The 19431-nt window shown below is 68.3% G+C and carries 17 protein-coding genes and 1 pseudogene; 8 read left to right on the plus strand and 10 right to left on the minus strand.

Features of this window, described 5'->3' with window-relative positions:
* Positions 1-3: 3 nt before the first annotated feature.
* The 8 genes from QZ607_RS01690 (at position 4) to dusA (ending at position 6104) form a co-directional block, all read left to right on the plus strand.
* Entirely contained in the window at positions 4-669 is a 666-nt protein-coding gene (locus tag QZ607_RS01690; RefSeq protein WP_295878913.1) for a hypothetical protein, read from the plus strand.
* Positions 670-675: 6 nt separating this feature from the next.
* Entirely contained in the window at positions 676-1995 is a 1320-nt protein-coding gene (locus tag QZ607_RS01695; RefSeq protein WP_295878914.1) for a DUF4857 domain-containing protein, read from the plus strand.
* A gap of 12 nt (positions 1996-2007) precedes the next feature.
* Positions 2008-2682, plus strand: coding sequence for a hypothetical protein (locus tag QZ607_RS01700; RefSeq protein WP_295878915.1), 675 nt, complete (start codon positions 2008-2010; stop codon positions 2680-2682).
* A 365-nt stretch (positions 2683-3047) separates the two neighbouring features.
* The gene (locus QZ607_RS01705; RefSeq protein ID WP_295878918.1) at positions 3048-4106 is read left to right on the plus strand and encodes a hypothetical protein; all 1059 of its coding nucleotides are present in this window, start codon (positions 3048-3050) and stop codon (positions 4104-4106) included.
* Positions 4107-4123: 17 nt separating this feature from the next.
* Positions 4124-4249: a hypothetical protein gene (locus QZ607_RS01710; RefSeq protein ID WP_295878921.1), complete on the plus strand. Its 126-nt coding sequence runs from the start codon at positions 4124-4126 to the stop codon at positions 4247-4249.
* 248 nt (positions 4250-4497) lie between these two features.
* Positions 4498-4764: a BrnT family toxin gene (locus QZ607_RS01715; protein WP_295878922.1), complete on the plus strand. Its 267-nt coding sequence runs from the start codon at positions 4498-4500 to the stop codon at positions 4762-4764.
* Entirely contained in the window at positions 4751-4987 is a 237-nt protein-coding gene (locus QZ607_RS01720; protein WP_295878925.1) for a CopG family transcriptional regulator, read from the plus strand. Before QZ607_RS01715 ends, QZ607_RS01720 begins: the two co-directional genes overlap by 14 nt.
* A 148-nt stretch (positions 4988-5135) precedes the next feature.
* A complete protein-coding gene (gene dusA / locus QZ607_RS01725) occupies positions 5136-6104 on the plus strand; it encodes a tRNA dihydrouridine(20/20a) synthase DusA (protein WP_295878927.1) in 969 nt (322 codons plus the stop codon).
* Positions 6105-6558: 454 nt separating this feature from the next.
* Here dusA and QZ607_RS01730 read toward each other — a convergent pair whose 3' ends face one another.
* The 10 genes and pseudogenes from QZ607_RS01730 to treS form a co-directional block, all read right to left on the minus strand.
* Positions 6559-8643 carry a UvrD-helicase domain-containing protein gene (locus QZ607_RS01730; protein ID WP_295878929.1) on the minus strand — a complete coding sequence of 695 codons (2085 nt, stop codon included), beginning with the start codon at positions 8641-8643 and terminating at the stop codon, positions 6559-6561.
* A gap of 330 nt (positions 8644-8973) precedes the next feature.
* Positions 8974-9384, minus strand: a complete 411-nt coding sequence (locus QZ607_RS01735; RefSeq protein ID WP_295878931.1) for a toxin-antitoxin system HicB family antitoxin — start codon at positions 9382-9384, stop codon at positions 8974-8976.
* Positions 9381-9674, minus strand: coding sequence for a type II toxin-antitoxin system HicA family toxin (locus QZ607_RS01740; protein WP_295878933.1), 294 nt, complete (start codon positions 9672-9674; stop codon positions 9381-9383). Before QZ607_RS01740 ends, QZ607_RS01735 begins: the two co-directional genes overlap by 4 nt.
* 523 nt (positions 9675-10197) lie before the next feature.
* Positions 10198-10632: a four helix bundle protein gene (locus QZ607_RS01745; protein WP_295878936.1), complete on the minus strand. Its 435-nt coding sequence runs from the start codon at positions 10630-10632 to the stop codon at positions 10198-10200.
* Between the two features lie 151 nt (positions 10633-10783).
* On the minus strand, positions 10784-11263 hold the full coding sequence (locus QZ607_RS01750) for a hypothetical protein (protein WP_295878939.1): 480 nt from the start codon (positions 11261-11263) through the stop codon (positions 10784-10786).
* Positions 11264-11277: 14 nt separating this feature from the next.
* Positions 11278-12228 carry a hypothetical protein gene (locus QZ607_RS01755; protein WP_295878941.1) on the minus strand — a complete coding sequence of 317 codons (951 nt, stop codon included), beginning with the start codon at positions 12226-12228 and terminating at the stop codon, positions 11278-11280.
* A gap of 209 nt (positions 12229-12437) precedes the next feature.
* Complete coding sequence (locus QZ607_RS01760) at positions 12438-13109, minus strand: DNA methylase (protein ID WP_295878943.1); 672 nt, start codon at positions 13107-13109, stop codon at positions 12438-12440.
* Between the two features lie 183 nt (positions 13110-13292).
* Entirely contained in the window at positions 13293-13823 is a 531-nt protein-coding gene (locus QZ607_RS01765) for a transposase (RefSeq protein WP_295878944.1), read from the minus strand.
* A gap of 232 nt (positions 13824-14055) precedes the next feature.
* A pseudogene (locus QZ607_RS01770) lies at positions 14056-15543 on the minus strand (restriction endonuclease); the annotation flags it as partial.
* 289 nt (positions 15544-15832) lie between these two features.
* Complete coding sequence (gene treS, locus QZ607_RS01775; RefSeq protein WP_295878948.1) at positions 15833-19333, minus strand: maltose alpha-D-glucosyltransferase; 3501 nt, start codon at positions 19331-19333, stop codon at positions 15833-15835.
* Positions 19334-19431 lie beyond the last annotated feature (98 nt).

A 19431-nucleotide genomic window follows, 5' to 3' on the forward strand; every position in this document is an offset into this window, starting at 1 on the left:
GCCATGCTCCGCGCGATCCTGCTCAAAGAATGGCTCAAGCTGCGCTGGGTCTGGCTCGGGCTCGCGCTGGTGCATGTGGGGATGCTGGCTTATCTGTTCCTCAGCCTGCGGCATCAGTTCCAGGTGGAGCACTCGGAGATGATCTGGTACTGGGCCTTAGAGCTGCGCCGCCTGCTCTATGACCAGCTCATGTTGCTGCCGGCGCTCACCGGTGCGGTCATCGCCGTCGCCCAGTTCACACCGGAGATGATCGGTGGGCGCTTTCGGCTGTCGCTGCACCTGCCCGTCCGGGGAGATGTGCTGGTGTGGACCTGGGTCGTCTTCGGTGCCGGGCTGGGGCTTGTGCTGTCGGTGCTCGATGCCGCCGGTCTGTACGCGCTGGTCCGCCTGTTCTTCCCGCCGGAGGCCGCCGCCAGTGCCGTGCTCACCGCCCTGCCCTGGCTGCTCGGCGGCTGGGTGGCCTACTTCGGCACCACCCTGGCGCTGCTGGAGCCGGCCGCGCCCAGGCGGCTCGTCTATCTGGCCCTGGGGCTCGCCTTTCTGGGGCTTTTGTACCTGCATCGCGGCTATCAGGAGTACGACCGCATCCTGCCGGCGCTGGCGGCGGCGTCGCTGCTGTTCATCCCGGCGGTGATCCTGCCCGCCCACCGCTGCCGTCACCGCAGCTGAGCCCCGATGACCGCCATCCTCGCCCGCTGGTCCCTGCTCGCGCTCGCCATCGCGCTGCTGGCGGTGTGGCTGCCGCTGGGAAAGGACCTGCTGTTCGAATACCGCTTCGGCAAGACCGACCTGTTCTACAGCCCGGTCATCGAGCGCTTCGTCTACAAGGAGCTGCTGGGCGACGGCCACCAGTTCGTCTACCGCGACCAGACCGGCGCCGACTACGGGCGCGAGGCCTTCGAGGCCCTGATCCCCTTCATCTACTACAAGAACATGGAGCTGTGGGGGCGGCTGCCGCTGGAGCTGCAAGGGCAGCGCTTCGACAAGGCCCGCATCCAGGCGGCGCGCCAAGTGCTGCAGCTGGACCCGGAAGAGCTCCCCGAGCACCGCCCGCGCATTCAGCTCTTCCCGCTGCTGGAGTCCAATCCCGGGCGCGCGCGCTTGCGCTTCCCGACGGACATCATGCGCCCGAATCAGCAGCTCACCTTCATCAACAGCGACGCCAACCGCATCGACGCCGGGCTGACCCGCACCTTCACCGAGGCCATGACCGCCGCCGGCTTCGCCTTCCCGGTGGCCGCCACCTTCGGGCGCGTCTCCATCCTGAAGCCCTTCGACGCCGGCTTCTTCCTGCTGGACGCCGAGGATAAGCTCTTTCATTTGAAGCGCGTGGACGACGCACCTAGGGTGGCCCGGGTGCCGCTGCCGGCGGGTCTCAAGGTGCGCCATGTCAAGATCGCCGAGAACAGGCGCGGCGAATACCTGGGCCTGGTGCTGGCGGCAGACGACCGGCTGTTCCTGCTGGGGCAGCAGGACTATGCGCTGACGCCCTTGCCGCTGCCGCGGTACGATCCGGACCGCATGGCGCTCAAGATCCTGTTCAATCCGCTGTATCGCACCGCGGTCTATTCCGATCAGACCCATGTTCATGCCGTCGCCATGGACCAGGACTTCCACCCCATCGACCGCTACAGCCGGGAGATGGCCATGGCCCGCACGCGCCCGGTGGACCAAGTCTGGAGCGCGCTGGTGCCCTTCAGTCTGGCGCTGGAGGACCCGAACGGCCGCTATCTGCGCTTGCAGCCCCGCCTGCATGGGCAGACGGCGCTGATCGGCATCGGCCTTGCCCTGCCGCTCGCCTACTGGTGGCTGCGCCGCCGCGGCCTGCGCCGCCGCGATCTGCTGCCCTCCCTGCTGCTGGTGGCCGTCACCGGGCTCTATGGGCTGCTCGCCAACCTGCTGTTCCCGCCGGAGCGCGCCGCGCCGCAGCTGAGCCCCGAGGCCGCGAAGCCGCGCACCGCTGCCGCCGGACCGGCCGCCAGCCGCGGCCACTGACCGGGCCTGCCCATGGGCGTGCTGACCTTGTTCAAGGGTGGACGGGACCATGCCCGGGCCCCGACCCTGCTGGTGGTGGGCGTCCATCGCGAGGAGCGCGCCTTCGGCGAGGCCGTCGCCGCCCAACTGCCCGCGGCGGACTTCGACCTGTTGCGCATCGAGCAGGGCCTCTCCGGCCGCCGCCCCGGCCCTGACGAGCTCACCGCTTACCGCCGGCGCCACCGCGCTTTGTACACCCAGCTGCTCGACCACATCACCCCCAGCCACCGCGTCGTCCTGGACCTGCACACGGGCTTCGACGAGGCCGGACCCTGCGCAGACGTGCTCTGTGCGGACACCGGGCTGCTGCGCTGCATCGAGCACCAGGGCATGACAGCGCTTCCCGGCGCCGGCGCCGCCCCCCAGCGGCTCCGCGGCCTGCGGCTGGTGGACGCGGCGCCGGCGATGGAGGCAACCCATGCCGAGGATGTCGCCGCGGCTGGGGCAACCTGCAAGCGCTGGCCCTGGGTCAGGCCCGACATCCCGCAGGCCGTCTGGTGTGCCGAGGGCTTTCTCTACGTCGGGATCGAGGTCTACCTGCCGAGCGCGGCGCAGGACGCCGCCGCGCATGCGGAATTCGGTGCCGCGGTGGTGAGCGCCACCGTCGCCTGCGCACATCGCCTTGCCGGGGCTGAGCGCAGGCGATGAGTCGCTGATCCGGCCGCATGCACGGTTCCAGCGTCCGCCGGCGGTAGGCCGGTGCCGAGGCTCACCCACCGCCTGACGCGTCCAGGCCCTGCATCACCCGCCGGCGCGTGCCCCAGGCGCCCGCTGCACGCACCGAGCGGGCGCTTCCTGAAAGGCCGCTTGACCAGCGGCTTGGGCGCGCTTATCATGCAAATGAGAATTGTTCGCATGTAAGCACGCCCCGCCAGCCGCAGGCGATGCCGATGTCCATCGGGCGCTCCCAGGGGGCCCCGGCCAGGCCCACCCCGGGCATCATCGAGCCACGGCAAGCCAGGTGTTTCTTCCCAGCCCACCATCGGCCACGCCGATGCAGAGGAGACCCAGGCATGTCAGTGACCACCTTGAGACCCAGAGACAGCCACCAGCGGCGCGTGCAGGCACCGCCGCCGGCGCCGCCCGCAGCGCCCGACCGGGCGCGGACGCCGCTGACCCCCAGCCTGCCCGCTCGCAGCCCGCTGCACCACGCCGCAGCCGGCCTGCGCTTGAGCGGCCATTGGCGTGAGCTGCTGTGCGACCTCGCCCTGCTCGGGGAGCTGCGGCTGGAGCTGGCGACGGCGCGGGTGCGTCTGGTGGACAGCATCTCCCTGGCTGGACTGCGGGTGGACGGCACCCTGGCGAGCCTGCACGGCGCCGAACAATCACTGCGGCTGCTGCTGGAGCGCTGTCACGCCCTGTCCGCGGCGCCGGCGCGCGACGCCCTGCTGCTGGAGGACGACCTGGGCCGTCCGCTGCTGCGGCTGTCGCCGCTGGCGGGCAGCGATGCGCCGCTCTGGCGGCTGGTGCTGGACGGCATCCTCGGCGCCGGCGAGCGCGTCGTGCCCTTGCGGGAGACACCGCCGGCGCTGGCGACCCTCATCGCACATCCCCTGGGCGCCCTGCAGGCGCTCTGCGCGGATGCGCCCGGCTTCACCGACACCGCAGCACTCACCGGGCAGCTCACCCTGGACCCCGGGCGGCTGCGGCACGAGGCCGCGGCGGGCGGCGGATCGGCCGTCGCCGTGGACCCGGCACTGATCCCCTGTGCCCTGCGCGGCCTGTCCGAGGAACTGCTGCCCCTGGTGATCACCGCCGGCTCGGATGCCCTGGTGCTGCGCCGGCAGGCCGCGTTCCGCCACTACGACTATGCCCTGGGGCGCGCGCGGCTCACCGGCGACACCACGGGCTTCGAGCTCGATGTCGCCGCCATCGACAGCGCCTGGGTGGTGAACGGTGCCGCCGGTGCTGGTCGCGGCCGCCAGCTGCGGCTCTACGACGCCGATGGCCGGGCGCTCGCGATCATCGCCGCCGCGCGCACCTGCACCAACTGCTGCGGCGGCACCGGCGCTGCGCCCTGCAGCGGCGAGCCGCGCTTCTGGCGTTCCCTGATGAACGCGCTCACGAGCTGAGCGCAACGGAGAGACTTATGACCCGCGCCACCATCATCGTCGGCGCCCTGCTGGCGGCCCTGCTGGCCGCCCCGCTCAGCGACGGCAGGGCTCATTCCGCCGCCGTCGGCGACGCCCCGCTTGCACACGCCACACTGCCATAGGTGCCTACCCGCCGCGCGCGACGGCTTATCTGCTCGACACCTGCATCCTGAGCCGCTTAAGCCGCGAAGAGACGCAGCGCGCGCGGCGCAGCGAAGCCCATCCTCCCCAACAGCGAAGCGAAACTCATCCTCACCGGTCGCACCTGACAGATGGAACGAGGCACTGGACTCACCGCCGACCTGCACGCGCTGACGCCGAAGGGGACCCAGCCGTCGGCTGGCGCGCTTTTGGTATAAAATCGGCATACATGCGCAGCTTCGAATTCGATCCCGCCAAGAGCGAGTCCAACCGGCGCAAGCACGGGATCGATTTCGTCGAGGCACAGGTCCTATGGGTTGATCCAGATCTGGTGGAAGTTGAAGCGCGCTCCTCCGACAAAGCGCGTCGGCTCGTGGTCGGCCGCATCTGCGGCAAGCACTGGTCGGCGATCATCACCATGCGCGGTGAGCGCATCCGCATCATTTCAGTGCGACGTGCCCGCCTCGCGGAGATTGCCCTGTATGAAGGCTCATGAACTGGACAAGGGTTTCGACGCAGGCGAAGAGGACATCCTGGACGCCTTCGACCTCACGACGGCGCACCGGCCCAACCAGGCATCCAAGCGCGTGAACGTGGACTTTCCCGTCTGGATGGTGGACTCGCTGGACCGCGAGGCGAGCCGCTTGGGCGTCACCCGCCAGTCCATCATCAAGATCTGGCTGGCGGAGCGGCTGGAAGCCCGCGCCGGCGAGCGCTGAGTCGACGCAACCATACCGCTGCGGCCGGCCCGTCGACCGGGTCAGCGCCGCGAAATCCCACTTGCGCCTTCAGTGACCGGCAGCGTGTCGAGCTGAGCAACCAGCAGCCCCGCCTCCCAGCCCGCGCCCCAGGCCGGCAACGACGACCATGCAAAGCCCAGACCGCCGTCTCGCCGTCGCCCCCATGCTGGACTGGACGGACCGCCATTACCGGTACTTCGCGCGGCGCATCACCCGGCACACGCTGCTGTATACGGAAATGGTCACCACGGGGGCGCTGATCCACGGCGACACCGCGCGCTTCCTGCGCCACGACCCGGCGGAGCACCCGGTGGCGCTGCAGCTCGGCGGCGCCGACCCGACTGCGATGGCCCATTGTGCGCGGCTGGGCGGGGACGCCGGCTTCTGCGAGGTCAACATCAACGTCGGCTGCCCGTCAGACCGGGTACAGAACGGGCGCTTCGGCGCCTGCCTGATGGCGGAGCCCGGCGTCGTCGCCGACTGTGTGGCGGCCATGAAGGCGGCGGTGGCCGTGCCGGTGACGGTGAAGACCCGCATCGGCATCGACCACCAGGACAGCTGGGAGGCGCTCGCCGCCTTCACCGATGCCGTGGCCTCCGCTGGCTGCGATGCGCTCATCGTCCACGCCCGCAAGGCCTGGCTCAAGGGCCTGAGCCCGCGGGAAAACCGCGACGTACCACCGCTGCGCTATGACATGGTGCTGCGCCTGAAACAGGCCTTCCCGGCACTGCCCGTGGTCATCAACGGCGGCATCCAGACCCTGGACCAGGCCGCGGCCTTCCTGGACCAGCTGGACGGGGCGATGGTCGGCCGCGCCGCCTACCACACCCCCTGGGTCCTGGCGGACGCGGACCGCGTCATCTTCGGCGACCCGACCCCGCCGCCCACCCCGCACGAGGTGCTGGACGCCTTCATCCCCTACGTGGAGCGCCAGCTCGCCGCCGGCGTGCCCCTGGGCAGCATCACCCGCCACATCCTCGGCCTCTTCCAGGGCCGCCCCGGCGCCCGCCGCTGGCGCCGCCACCTGAGCGAGCAGGCACACCGCCCCGGCGCGGGCATCGCGGTGCTGCGGGAGGCGGCGCGGCTGGTGGGCTGAGCTTGCGGCCGACACGCACCTTGCCGCGCAGGTCCTGCATGAGCCAGTCCTGGTCTGCGAGGCGCTCATGCTTGCGTGCGTACTCGCTGAGCCAGATGCGAAACTGGTCATTGCAGGCGGTGTGCTCGGCCTTGGCCCGTGCACGGGCGGCCTCGATGCACTGCTCGTCGGCGCTGAAGGTGATGTTCTTCATGATCTGGCCTTGCTCTTGGCATGACGTACACGAGCATCGTGTACAGGCTTCTCGTGTGGCCTAACCCGCAGCCTTGATAACGCCCACAAGCCCGGCGTCGAAGGCGATGACGCCCTCCGCAGCAGCCACAGGCGCAGGGCGCTGTGGTTGCGCTGCCCAAATACATACGCGAGCGAGCCTACCGTCGCGAGCCGGTTCCGGCTGAGCTCGTCGCGGTCATGGGCTCAGGCAACGGACGCGGCCAGGCTCGACGGCTTGCCGTCAGCGCGCTGCGGCAAAGTCGTCGAGAAACTCGGACGGCACATCGCCGCTCGTCACCAGCAGATGGTCCCGCGCGCGGGTGCAGGCGACATAGAGCAGGTGGCGCTCGGTGGCATAGACCTCATCGAGATCGGCCTCGTCGGCGATGGTCTCGATGCGGGACTGGAGCGGGACGATCTCGTCGTCGCACGCCATGACGACGACGGCGCGGAACTCCAGGCCCTTGGCCAGGTGCATGGTCGCCACGGCGACTTGACCGGGCGGCAGCTGCATCCGCGCATCGAGCGTGGCGGCATTCAGCCCCGCGCCCTCCACTGCCGCCACCGCCCGCTCAAGCTCGGCGGCGGAGCGCACGAACACGGCCATTTCGTTGGCGTTGAGCCCTTCCGCCAGGCGCATGCGCAGCCAGTCAGCCACCGCCGCCTGCTCCGCGGCTGGGTCGTCAAAGCTTCGCACCAGGGGCGCCGGCCCATTGAACACCGAAACAGTCCCGCCGCGATCCTCGACGTTGCCGTCGACGTCCGTCAGCCGGGCGCCCAGCAACTGATCGGCATGCGCGCGGATCTGGTGCGAGGTCCGATAATTGACCTTGAGTGTGCGCGAGCGCCCGCGCACATCCACGCCCAGCGCCTTCCACGAGAACGGCTGCCGGAAGATGCGCTGCCCCAGGTCGCCGGCGAAGAAGAGCCCGTTCGGTCCGCTGCCCGCCAGCGCCGCCAGCAGCCGCAGCTGCGCCACGTCCACGTCCTGCGCCTCGTCGACGATCACGTGGTCGTAGACCGGTTGCGCGTCGGCGGCGAGCTGCTCGGCGACGCGCGTCAACAGCACGGCACGCGTCATCAGGCCACGCTCGGCGAGCGCCGTCCTGACCTGCGCGAAGATGCGCCACAGCGCCTCCCGCCGGCGCTCCGGCAGCCGCGTCCTGCGCCCGAGTCGGCGCACGTCGCGGTACGCGGGCCAGTCGGGGAGCTGCCAGGCGTCCACCACATCCGCCCACTCCCCGATCAGGAAGCGCATGTCCTCGTCGGTGCCTGCCTCGGCTGCGGCGGCCTTCAGCAACCCGGCAAGCTGGTCTTCGTCCACGAGCTTCGGCTCGCCGATGCGGGCGCGGTACAGGCGCTCGCCCACGGCATCCAGCGCCGCCACGTCAATGCGCTCGGCAAGCTGCGGCGCCTTGTGCACCAGCCGGCCGAGCTTGATGCGCAATGCGGCAGCGAGCGGCGCCGAGAAGGTGGTGAGCAGCACCCGCGCATCGGCATTCGACCGCGCCAGGTGCACAGCGCGGTGCAGTGCGACGATGGTCTTGCCGGTGCCGGCGGAGCCGGCAACGCGCGCGGGGCCGTTGAAGTCCTGCTCCACGATCCGCCGCTGGCCGGGATGCAGGAACACCGTCCACTTCTCCCACGGGAACTCCAGCGCCCGTGCCAGGGCCTCCACGTCCTGCATGACCCGGAAGCGGCGCTGGGCGTCGGGATGCGCAAAGGCGTCGGCTGCCCCGCCCACCTGCGCCGGCTGCGGCTGCCCGCCGGTGGCGAGCTCCAGCAGGGCCTCGGCTGCCTCCTGCGGCAGGTGATCGGTGAGCGCCAGCAGCCCGTCCTCGTCCGCGGCGCGCACATCGGCAAGCCATTCCGGCGGCACGCCGTAGCCGAGCAGCGCATCGTCGTCGAGCCCGGCGAACAACCCGTCACCGCCAGCTGGTGTCGCCGGCCGTGGCTCGGGCGCTTCGACGTAGACGGGAACACGGATCTCCTCCACCGTCTCGCGGATCTCCACCAACTGCGCGGCGCCGGTGCTCGGATGCGTTTCGAGCTTCCGGCGCTCCGCCCAGGCATAGGCGGCGTCGTGGTGGTCCACGTAGCACAGCAGCAAGCTGTCATCAGTGCGGTGGACGATGAGCCGGATGTCCCGGCTCACGCGCACCGACCAGAAGCGCTTGTCCCTGGCGCGGCTCAGCTTGTGGAAGCTGAAGGACGGATTGGCGGGGTTCAGGTGCAGGTCGAAGGCGGTGGTCTTGACCGCCTTCTGCTCCTCGCCGGTGAGCTTCGCGAGGCTGTCGGTGAAGGTGTCGGCGATGCGGAAGTGCATTGGCTGGGCCAGATTCTCACCACGAAGGCACGAAGGACACGAAGTCGAGCAGATCCGCGGCGCCTTAGCCCGACGCGTTCTTGTCCAATGCCTTAGCCGTTCAAAATCCGACGAATGCCCTGTTTCAGCACAGGGACGTTGAACAAGCCAGGCCCGAGATGACGATGCACATTGATCGCCGCGCCAATGATCTCGCTCGTCCATTTGTCTGGGATAAGCACCAGTCTTTTTCCAGTTACCGCGGACCTCCGCGCAGAACGTGGCTTCTACTCGATCTTGCCTGACTTCGTGCGCTTCGTGTCTTCGTGGTGAAAAAAATATCCTGGCCAGTCAGGCCGCTTCATCGGAAACCAAGGCAGAGGCTGACTCGATCCGCATTCCGATCCCCGCAGCAAACCCCGAGTAGTATGTCAGTACCCCGACCAAGTGCGCATTCAGGCTGACACCCTCCGCGTCTGCCGCAGCCGCAAGCGCCCGATGCAGGCTCCGCGGAATGCGCAGTGTCACGCGGCCGCTGAACTCGTCCGCGGGCACTTGTGCCGGCGGGAAGGGGCGCCCTTGCTCGGCAAACGCCGCCGCGGCCGTCTCGATGGTATCCAAGGCCAGCTCGTAGGCCTCCTGGTAGGTCTCAGCGTACTCGGCGACGTCCGGCAACTCCTTGACACGCGCCTCGAACAGCGCTTCGCCGTCGAACACGCCGCGGCGGACACTGATGTTGTAGGCGTGCGGATCGATCTTCATTGCAATGCTCTCAAATACTCAGCCAGCTCCGACTCGAACTGCCGGAGTGTTGCGACAATGTTCCGCACATAGACGGGCTTGATCTCGGGGTTCTTGCCGTGCCCGCAGGTAAAGGCCTGTGACGTAAAGCTCGGGACACCTGGATGCGTCATGACCTTGTGGCCCTGCTTCGCGCCATCGCGGACGTCGAACCCCAGCTTCCTCAGGATGCGCACCAGATCGCTGCATCGCAGGCTCGTGACGGCCTGTTCCAGCTGCTCCCGCGCCGCGCGGACGGCCTCAGCAGACATCGGGAAGTGACACCAAATGTGGTGTCGTGAAAGTATAGTGCAAGAAAACCAGCGGCGTTGTCACGTACTTTTTCTCCTGTTCGTCAGGGGCTCCGGCCTAGGTCTTGTCCAGCGAGCACCGGCGCGCGAGGGCCGGAGACCGTTCCCGTTGGCCCCGATCACACCCGAAACACCTTCATCACCTCGTCGCCCAGGTGGTTGATCACCTTGACGGCGATGCGCCCGGAGGCTGGCTTGGGGAAGGGGCGGGAGGTGTCGCTGTGGAGGCTGGCCCAGGCGTCCTCGTCGATCTCGGCGCGCAGCGTGGTCTTGAGCGCCTTGTAGGGATCGTTGGCACCGAGGAAGTAGGCGTGGCGGACGAAGAAGCTCTCCTCGTTGTAGTCCGTGTCGATGAACCAGCAGGCGATGCCGTCGGGGCCGTCGGAGCGGACCTCGCCGCTCTGCGGGTGGAAGACATCGACGCCTCGGATCGTGACTTGTGTGTAGTGGTCAGTGGTTAGTTGGAGGGGGAAGTCGGCTTCCGTCAGAGCTTGAACCGCAGGGATCTTTTCAAGCCCGTCAGCATCTTGCCGAGCTCGCTCGCCTCGCGGAACAGCTCGGTGTAGGTCTCCCTTTCGAGCATCCGCAGACGATGCGCCAGCAGCAGGAGCGTTTTCGCCTCGGCCAGAGACCCGCTCGCAATGCTCAAGAACTGCAGGAACTCCTTGCTCGCCGTCCGCGCCGCGCCCTCCGCGATGTTCGCCGATACCGAGACTGCCGCCCGCCGCAGCTGGCTGGTCAGTCCGAACCGTTCTTCCGCCGGAAAGCCGCTTGAAGACTGATAGCTCCTCTCGACCGTATATGAAGATGGCGGCGCGGAGGTAGCGCTCGCCTTGCTCCGAAACTCCAGCGTCGGAGTCTTAGGCAGCGCCTCCACCGGTGCGTGGCTTCGGCGCCTTCTCTGCGGACGCTGCACCATCTGCCGGTGCTTCAACGCCGGAGCAGGAGAATTAAGGAATCAATGCGTTAGCCACTTTTCAAGGGCGCGATACACGGAAAGCCGGAGGTTGACACTGTTTGCGCCATGGCCACTTTTCGGCGCGCTGCGGTCGGCGGCGCCTGGCGCACCGTTACCGCCCGGATCGGGCTCGGTCCTTATCGATATCCCGACGACGAGCTGCGCGATTATCAAACTCGCTTAGTGCCCGACGAGCGCCCTCGAACGCGCGGTAAATCAGCAGCGCAATCGAGATCCAGGAACCGATGATTCCGCCCGCCAAAACGAGCCCGTGGACGATATCGAGTGCGCCACCGAATGCAGCCAATGTGGCTATGACAGCCAAAGAAATGACCAAATATACCTGGGCCGCCCAGAGCCAACGGTTCTTGTAACGAATAATGGCTTCAAGCCGCTCCTGCTCGCGGCGATTAAGCATCTCGTGCTTCTGGAGATCGGCCCATTTTCCGTGCAGCGGCAGAGCACCAGCGAGCGCCGCGGCCGGTAACGCGCTGAAGAACCAAAGCTTCGTCATCGCCTGCTGCGCATTGACCATCGGGGCAGTGGCGAGGTAGTAGCCAATCGCCACACCCGTAAAAATGCAGATCAGCACCAGCGTGAAGGCGATTACCGCACGCCGCGATCGATCTGTTGCCTGAGCCAGTCGGTCATTTGCTCGCATAACTGTTGACGGTCGACCCGTCCGTTATTCGCTTCGACGCGCAGTTTCGCCGAAAGGCGGAGATCGTTGCCTTTGATCTTGCCGCCGTCAGATAATTCCACCTCCACATCTTCCGGCTCGGCGTGTCGGAGCGAGATCGCAACCTGATCCAGAAACTCTTGAGCATTAGGCGTCGTCCTGTACTTATAGCGGATCTCGAGTGCGACTTCGATGTTGGCCTCGTCTAGCGCGTCGCTGAAATGGGCCATAGCCTTCCAGCGGTCGCCAAACGCAGCCCGAAGCAGCTCGGCGCCACGCCCGTACGGGATGTGCTGCACCAGTTCCCGGGCCTCGGATTGTGGCAACTCAGCGCGCGTAACCAAGTCCGCCCCAAGCCGAATCTTCTTCGCGTGGGAGCGCGTGATGCGCTCTTTCTCCTTTGGCGCGACTTGGTCAGCTAGGAAAAACCGCTCCTCTTGTTCCAGCAGATCCAGACGCTCTGCAAGCAGCCAGCGCAGATACCGCTCCAGATGCCGGCTAGACAACGCCTGACTCTGCACGAGAGCTACATGGTTGTGGTCCACGACGAAGAACAGTTGCGAACCCAAAAACTCCCGTTCGTGCCCGTCCGAATTCTCGGGCGGAGGATACTCCTCCAACCCGTACTCGGGCGCATTCGGAGCCTTCACCAGCATCTGCTGGTGCTGCCCCTGGGTGTACTGCACGACTTCGCTGAACAATGCGCCATCCTGCGATCGATGATGATTGAGCGCGTGGAACGCGGACTCCTGTTCGTCCACCGGCCGATGCCGATCCAGGGCCGCCGGCAGCTTGCGGATCGCTCGCTGGAGCAGAGACTGCAAGTCCCGGCCTTCCGATGTCCAGCGAACCTGTTTGTATGTGATGGACTTCTGCACCTTTGTACTTCTTGCCATGCGATTTTCCCCGTGAGTATGGCTCAAACGGTGAGCCTGTCGAAAGCGGACACCGGCAGTCGATCAATCACACATCGACCGGCAAGTTCGCGCGTCCTCCGTGTAGTCGAGCCGCACCCGAACGGCCCAACTCGGCAACATCCTCGATGTTGAGCGTGAGCCCCGCGGGGCAACGAGGAGCGCGGCAGTCCTTAGTCTTGGCGCACCAGCGTGCGTGGCCGAGCCCTGTCGTCCTTCACATCGCGGCTGGTGGTGGACCACTGGAAGTTGGAGTTGAATTTGATGCCGTAGGGCGGGTCGATGTAGATGCACTGCACGTTGCCCCGCAGCCCCTCGCGCTCCGCAAGGGAGGCCATCACCTGCAGGCTGTCGCCCAGGATCATGCGGTTGGTCCAGTGCGCGTCATGGCGATAGAACTCCGTCTTGTCCGCGCCCTGCGGAATCCCGTTGAAATCCGCAAACAGATCCAACTGCTCCGGCACCGCCGCGCCCGCCTGGCTCCCACGCTCCAGCGTGGGAGCCAGGGCAGACGCTCCAGCGTCCCGGGCCGCGGAGCGGCGCACCAGGTCATCGATCAGCACCTTCGGGTGGATCTTCTCCTGGATGAACAGCGGCGGCGCCTGCACCACCAGATCGGACCAGTCCTGCCGGTCCTTGCCGCGCCAGACGAGCTGCGGGTCCAGGTCCGGGTCGCGGGCGGCCTTCTCGTCCTCCAGCCCGCCGGCCGCGCGCGCATAGCGCACCTCCTTCGGCGCCCGGTCCGCATCCGTCAGCACCGGTTGGTACTCGGCGGTGGGGATGTTGCGGCGTTTGGCCTCGTCGTGGGTCAGCGCCTCGATGCTCTTGTGGTCTTTGCTCGCCATGTGCGTGTGCTTCCTTCAGTGTGCCGGGTGATCTGCCGAGCGCGACGCTGGAGCGTCGGCCATTGCTCCCACGCTGGAGCGTGGGAGCCAGGGCGCCAGGGGGGGGCGCCAGACTCGGCGGACTCGCTCCCACGCTCGGGCGTGGGAGCCAGGACGGACGCTCCAGCGTCCAGGCCGCAGCGCTCACCATTGTGTCGTCACCTCGATCAAGCCTTCCAGCCCGGCATAGTTACGCGCACTGGAATAGCGCCAGTGCAGCGGGTCGTCCACATAGCCGCGCTTGACCGGGTTGTTGTGGATGTACTCCAGCTTCACCGACGCCATGGCCGCATCGGCGATGAGCTCGGGATGGCTGCCCTCCTGCCAGACCTGGTGCTCGCGGTCGCGCTTGTGGCGCAGTTTGTGGAAGGCGAGTAGGTCCAGCACCGGGGAGCGGCGCTCGATGAGGCCGCTGATAATCTGCTTCGCGGTGTAGGACTTGAAGCTGGCCATGGTCTTGCCGATGGCGGGGGATTGGGCCAGCAGGTGGCAGTGGTTCTCCATGATGACGTAGCCGTAGAGGGTCAGGCCGGCGTGCTGCTGCAGGTAGGCCAGGGCATCGAGCAGGATGCGGGCGTTGGCGGGGTGGGCGAACAGCGGCAGCCATTGGACGATGGTGCAGGTGAGGAAATGCGGGGCGGTGGGGTCCAGAACCTTGTAGCGGTCTCTTGCCATGGTGTTGCCTGCTGTGTTGTCGACGCTGGAGCGTCTGCCCTTGCTCCCACGCTGGAGCGTGGGAGCCAGTCCCCCTGCGCTTCCCCACCCTGGAGCGTGGGAGCCAGTCCCCATGCTTTTCCTCACGCTGGCGCGTGGCAGCGAGTCTCACCAGTCACCCGGGCTGCGGCAACTCGCTCCGACGCTCCGGCGTCGGAGTGTGTGGCGGGCGCTCCAGCGCCCGGCGGCGCGGTCACTGGGCATCGGTGGCGGCTTGCAGCGCGGCGTCGAAGCTCTCGCGCACCTCGTCTTCCAGCCCCTCCTCCATCTCCCAGACATCGGTCATCTCGGCGAAGGCCCAGCGGCCGAAGCCGCCGTGGTTGTTGACGCCCGGAATCCAGTAGGTCTCCATGGTGTCCTTCTTGGCCTTGGCGTCTTCGCCGCGATAGCCCTTGACCTCGATGACCAGGTGCAGCAGGTCGTCGTCGCCATGCCCGTCGTCGATGAGCACGATGAAGTCCGGCAGGTAGCGGCGCGGCTCGCTGCCCATGCGGTAGGGCACCTCGAAGCCGAGATTGTGGTTCTTGACGTAGGCGCGGACCTTGTCATGACCCTCCAGCACCCGGCACAGCTCGCCCTCCCAGCCGCTGTCGAGCATGGCCCAGTTGATGTGGCAGCGGGCGGGGTCGGTCTGCCAGCGGTCTTCCTTGCTGGTGTTGAAGTTGACGTGGATGGTGGAGCCCTCGGGGTTGTAGGGGTCCAGCACGGGCTTGACCGGGCGACGGCCGATCTCTGCACGCGTGATGGCGGCCGTGATGCGCGCGCAGGCCATGTCCGCGAGCTCCTGGTACATCAACAGCGCCGGGTAGGTGTCGCCCTTGCAGTCCAGCCAGCCGTCCAGCCATTGGCGGGTGATGCGCTTGAGCTGGCCGAAGAGCTGCAGCTGCGGCGGCTCGCCGGGGTCGCGCCACTTGGTCAGGATCAGGTGCTTGGTCAGGTGCATCAGCAGCGTGGAGCGGCGGACCTGGTCGAGGTGGTCGAGGTCGAGATCGACGACCTCGCCGATGATGCCGGACATCCGGGTCTTGGACGGGCCGACCAGGGCCGGGGTGAGCTCCAGCCGGGAGTCGTCGGTGAACGCGGCCTCCAGGCGTTGGTTGGGCAGCTCGACGCGGTAGCCGGCCACGCGCGGGAAGCGGATCTCCAGGTGGTCGCGCTCCGGGCGCATGGCCCTGACCTGGACCGTCTTGCGGGGCGGCTGGGGTGGTGCGACCGTGGGCTTGGCCGTGAAGTCGAACGGGATGCCGAGCACGTCGGCGTATTCGACGTTGAAAAGGCCGTCTTCGTTGAGGTCGCAGGACTGGCGGCGCAGCGCGCGGCCCACCACCTGCTCGCACAGGAGCTGGGTGCCGAAGGCGCGCACGCCGAGCACGTGGGTGACGGTGTTCGCGTCCCAGCCCTCGGTGAGCATGGAGACGGACACCACGCAGCGGATGGAGCCGCCGAGCCGGCCGGCCTTGCCGACGGTATTCATGACCTCGCGCAGCAGGTCCTGGTCCGTCAGCTTATCGGCGTCCGCGCGGTTGCCGGTGCGCTCGATGATCTCCCGGCGGAAGCGCGCGATCTCGTCCTTGGCGGCGTCGTGGAAGGTCTTGTCGAGGCCCTCGCCGGATTCGAGCTGCTCGCTGTCGATGAGCAGCGTGCGCGGGCGTGGGTAAGCGTTCCCGTGCTCGTCGCAGTGGATACTCGTAGGGCGAGTTGAGTATCGGGCGTTCGAAGAACGGGTTGTCCAAGGTCCCTCCCGTACGTCGCTCATACCTCGCGTGGCTCCAGCCGCCGCAACCGGGAGCCCCAGCCACGGGTGCAGGTTCGCCGCGTTGTGCACCAAATGGGGACTCGGTGCAACCCCCAGCTGATGCGGGGCTATGGGACGACAGGGGCGCGCTTGGCCGCAGGTCTGCTCAGCGCGGCGTCGAAACCGGATGCGCAGGCGCTGACGGAGCAGATGAGGCACTGCTCACGCCGATGACTCAAGCCGGGTCCGGGGATCTGCGCAGTGCCTTGCCCTCGTCGAGCAGGCTCAGGACCGCGGCAACCGCGGCGGAGATGTCTGCGGGTGGGGCCTCGGGGCCAGCGGCCGTCAGCGCCCGCAGGCGATCCAGCCCGCAGCCCAGCGCGAGTGCCTGCGCCGTCTGCGTCCGCTGCGTCGGGTCCGCTGCCAGCAGCGGCGAGCCTGCCGCCGCGGCGGCGTGGGCTGAGAGCATTCGCTCCACGGTCTCCCGCCGCCAGATCCCGAGCGGCTCCACCAGGCGCGGGTGGAGGTCCGGATGCTCCGCCTGCATGCGCTGCCCGACGTCGGCGACGGTGCCGTGCAGGTCGCAGATGAGGGTGCCGAGGTCGGTCAGCGGCGGCTGTTTGGTGCGGCGCTCGGCGGGGGGCAGGTGGGCGGGGCCGCCGGCGTCGATGAGGACGGGCTCGCTTTGGGCCACCAGCACGCGGTTGAGCGTCAGGTCGCCGTGGATGCGGCAGCGCACGGGGCCGAAGCCGTGGCGGCTCAGGTGGTCGATGTGGTCGTGCAGGTCGGGCGCGGCGGCGCGCAGTCGGTCGGCCAGGTCGGCGATGGCCGCCGGCAGTTGGTCGCGATGGCGGCGCAGCGCGGCCAGCGCGCGCTCGGCCTTGGCATGCAGGGCCTCGCGCAGGTGCTCGTGGTCCGCGGCGGCCGTAGGCTCCGGTTGGAAGGCGTCGGCGACCGCGTCCTGGCGGTCAGCGCCGGCGAGCGCGGCGTGCAGCTCGGCCACCCGGGCGCCGAGCCGGTCCACCAGCCCGGCAAAGCTGAGCTGGCCCGGGTCCTCGCGCCAGGCATCGCCGCTGCCGGCGGCAAAGTGCTCGTCGCACAGGCGCTGCAGCAGATCGCGGATACGGCCGCGGAGGTCGCCCTGGTTCGGCACGTACTGCTCCAGCAATGCGAGGGTGCAGGGGGTGGCGGCGTCCTGGCGATAGTCGATGTAGCCGGCCAGCGCCGGCACGCCCGGAAAGCGGGCCACCTCGGTGAGATGGCGGGCGGTCTCGACCATGGGGTCCGAGGCGCTGTCGGCGGCGGCGGGCTGAGCCGCGTCGGCCTCGCCCGCCGGCTGGGCCCCGGCCGGTGCCAGTGGCTGGCGACAATGCAGGGTCTTCAGGATGAGTCGGTCGCCGAGCACGGCGGCGTTGTCCGGGTCCTCCGTCAGGGCGTGCACGTCGGCCTCGGCACAGCCGGCGAGCAGATCCAAACAGGCGTCCGTGGGTCGGAGCGCCAGGCGGCCGTCACCCAAGGGGATCTCCTCGCCGGTGCCGATGGCGCAGGCCAGGGTGCGCACGAAGGCGGCGTCCGCCAGCGCCTCGAACAGGAATCCCGGCGTCGCCTGCCGGCGCACCTGGGCCAGCGTCGTGGCCGCCGCCGGCACGGCGCTGAGCTCGGTGCCGTCCTCTTGCCAGACGACGGCGAGCGGCAGGAAGCGCTGCTCCGTGACGGGCTCGGCGGCGTCGCCGCTCGTCTGCACCGGCCGTTCCAGCCGGACCAGCGTCAGCAGCCAGTCCCGCCAGGGCGCGGCGGCCTCGATGGTCACGCGCGGTGCCGGCTCGGCGGTGGACGCCCACCGCGTCGCCAGGTAGCTCGGCAGCACGTGCTTCTGCAACAGCGCCACGGCCCGCAGTGCGGTGCGCCGGCGCGCGGCGCGGTCCGGCAACAGACTCAACCAGCCCTCCGGCAGCACCAGCGTCTTGAGGCGCGGCGCCGCCACGCGCTCGTCGTGCCAGGCGGGCGCGGCCACGTCGCTGGCGAGCCGGAACCAGTAGAAGCCGTGTCCGGGCAGGGTCAGCAGGTACGGCAGCTCGCCGATGGGCGGGAAGGGGGTCTGGCCCAGCAGCTCGATGGGCACGCGGCCGGCGTAGGCCGCCAGGTCCAACTCCACGGGCTGCGCGCCGCGGGCGAGGTTGGCGACGCAGAGGATGACATCGTCCTGCGGGCTGCCGGCCGTGTCGGCGGGCTCCGGTGCCGCCGACCCGGCCGCGCCGGCGGCGGAAAAGACGCGCAGGTAGGCGAGGATCTTGCGGTTGCCTGGGTGCAGAAAGTCGATGCTCCCGCGGCCGAAGACCCGGTGCTGCCTGCGCACCTCGATGATGCGCCGGGTCCAGTTCAGCAGCGACGCCGGCGCCCGCGCCTGGGCCTCGACGTTGACGGACAGGTAGCCGTAGATCGGGTCCATCACCGGCGGCAGGTAGAGCTGCTGCGGGTCCGCACGGGAGAAGCCGGCATTGCGGTCCGGCGACCACTGCATGGGCGTGCGCACGGCGTTGCGGTCGCCGAGGTAGATGTTGTCGCCCATGCCGAGCTCGTCACCGTAGTACAGGATGGGCGAGCCCGGCATGGACAGGAGCAGGCTCGTCATGAGCCGGATCTTCTGCGGGTCGTTGCCGAGCAGGGGCGCCAGCCGACGGCGGATGCCGACGTTGATGCGCATGCGCGGGTCCGCCGCATAGGTCTGGTACATGTAGTCGCGCTCGCGGTCGCTGACCATCTCCAGTGTCAGCTCGTCGTGGTTGCGCAGGAAGATGGCCCACTGGCAGTTGGGCGGGATCTCCGGCGTCTGCTCCATGATCTCGACGATGGGATGGCGCTCCTCCTGGGCGAGTGCCATGTACATGCGCGGCATCAGCGGAAAGTGATAGGCCATGTGGCACTCGTCGCCGTCGCCGAAGTAGTCGCGCACGTCCTCCGGCCATTGATTGGCCTCCGCCAGGAACACCCGGTTCCTGTAGTGCTCGTCCACCACCGCGCGCATCTGTTTGATGACCGCATGCGTCTCCGGCAGGTTCTCGTTGTTGGTGCCCTCGCGCACGCACAGATACGGAATGGCGTCGAGCCTGAGCCCGTCCACGCCCATGTCGAGCCAGAAGCGCATGACGCGGATGACCGCGCGCACCACCTGCGGGTTGTTGTGATTGAGGTCCGGCTGATGCGAGAAGAAGCGGTGCCAGTAGTACTGGCCCGCCACCGGGTCCCAGGTCCAGTTGGACGCCTCGGTGTCGGTGAAGATGATGCGCGTCTCGGCGAAGCGGCTGTCGTCATCGCTCCAGACGTAGTAATTGCGCTTGGCGGAGCCCTTGGGCGCCCGCCGCGCCGCCTGAAACCAAGGATGCTGGTCCGAGGTGTGGTTGACGATGAGCTCGGTGATGACGCGGATGCCCCGGCGGTGGGCGGCGCTCACAAAGCGGCGGAAGTCGCGGCGGCTGCCGTAGGCCGGATGGACGTTGCGGTAGTCCGCGATGTCGTAGCCGTCGTCACGCATGGGCGACGGATAGAAGGGCAGCAGCCAGATGCAGTCGACGCCGAGGTCGCGGATGTAGTCGAGCTTCAGCGTCAGCCCGCGGAAGTCGCCGGTGCCGTCGCCGTTGGTGTCGAAAAAGGCCTTGACGTGCGTTTGGTAGATGACCGCATCCTGATACCAGAGCGGGTCGGATGCGGGTTGGCTGTCGGCTGAGGTCTGGGTCATCCTGCGGGTCCTGTCTGAACGTCTGTGCCGGCGTGGGCAGTCGCATCCACCGTGCCGGGCGCGGCCCCGAGCGCATGACGGCATGCACCTTAGGCAGC

The organism is uncultured Thiohalocapsa sp. (assembly GCF_913063425.1).
Lineage (GTDB): Bacteria > Pseudomonadota > Gammaproteobacteria > Chromatiales > Chromatiaceae > Thiohalocapsa.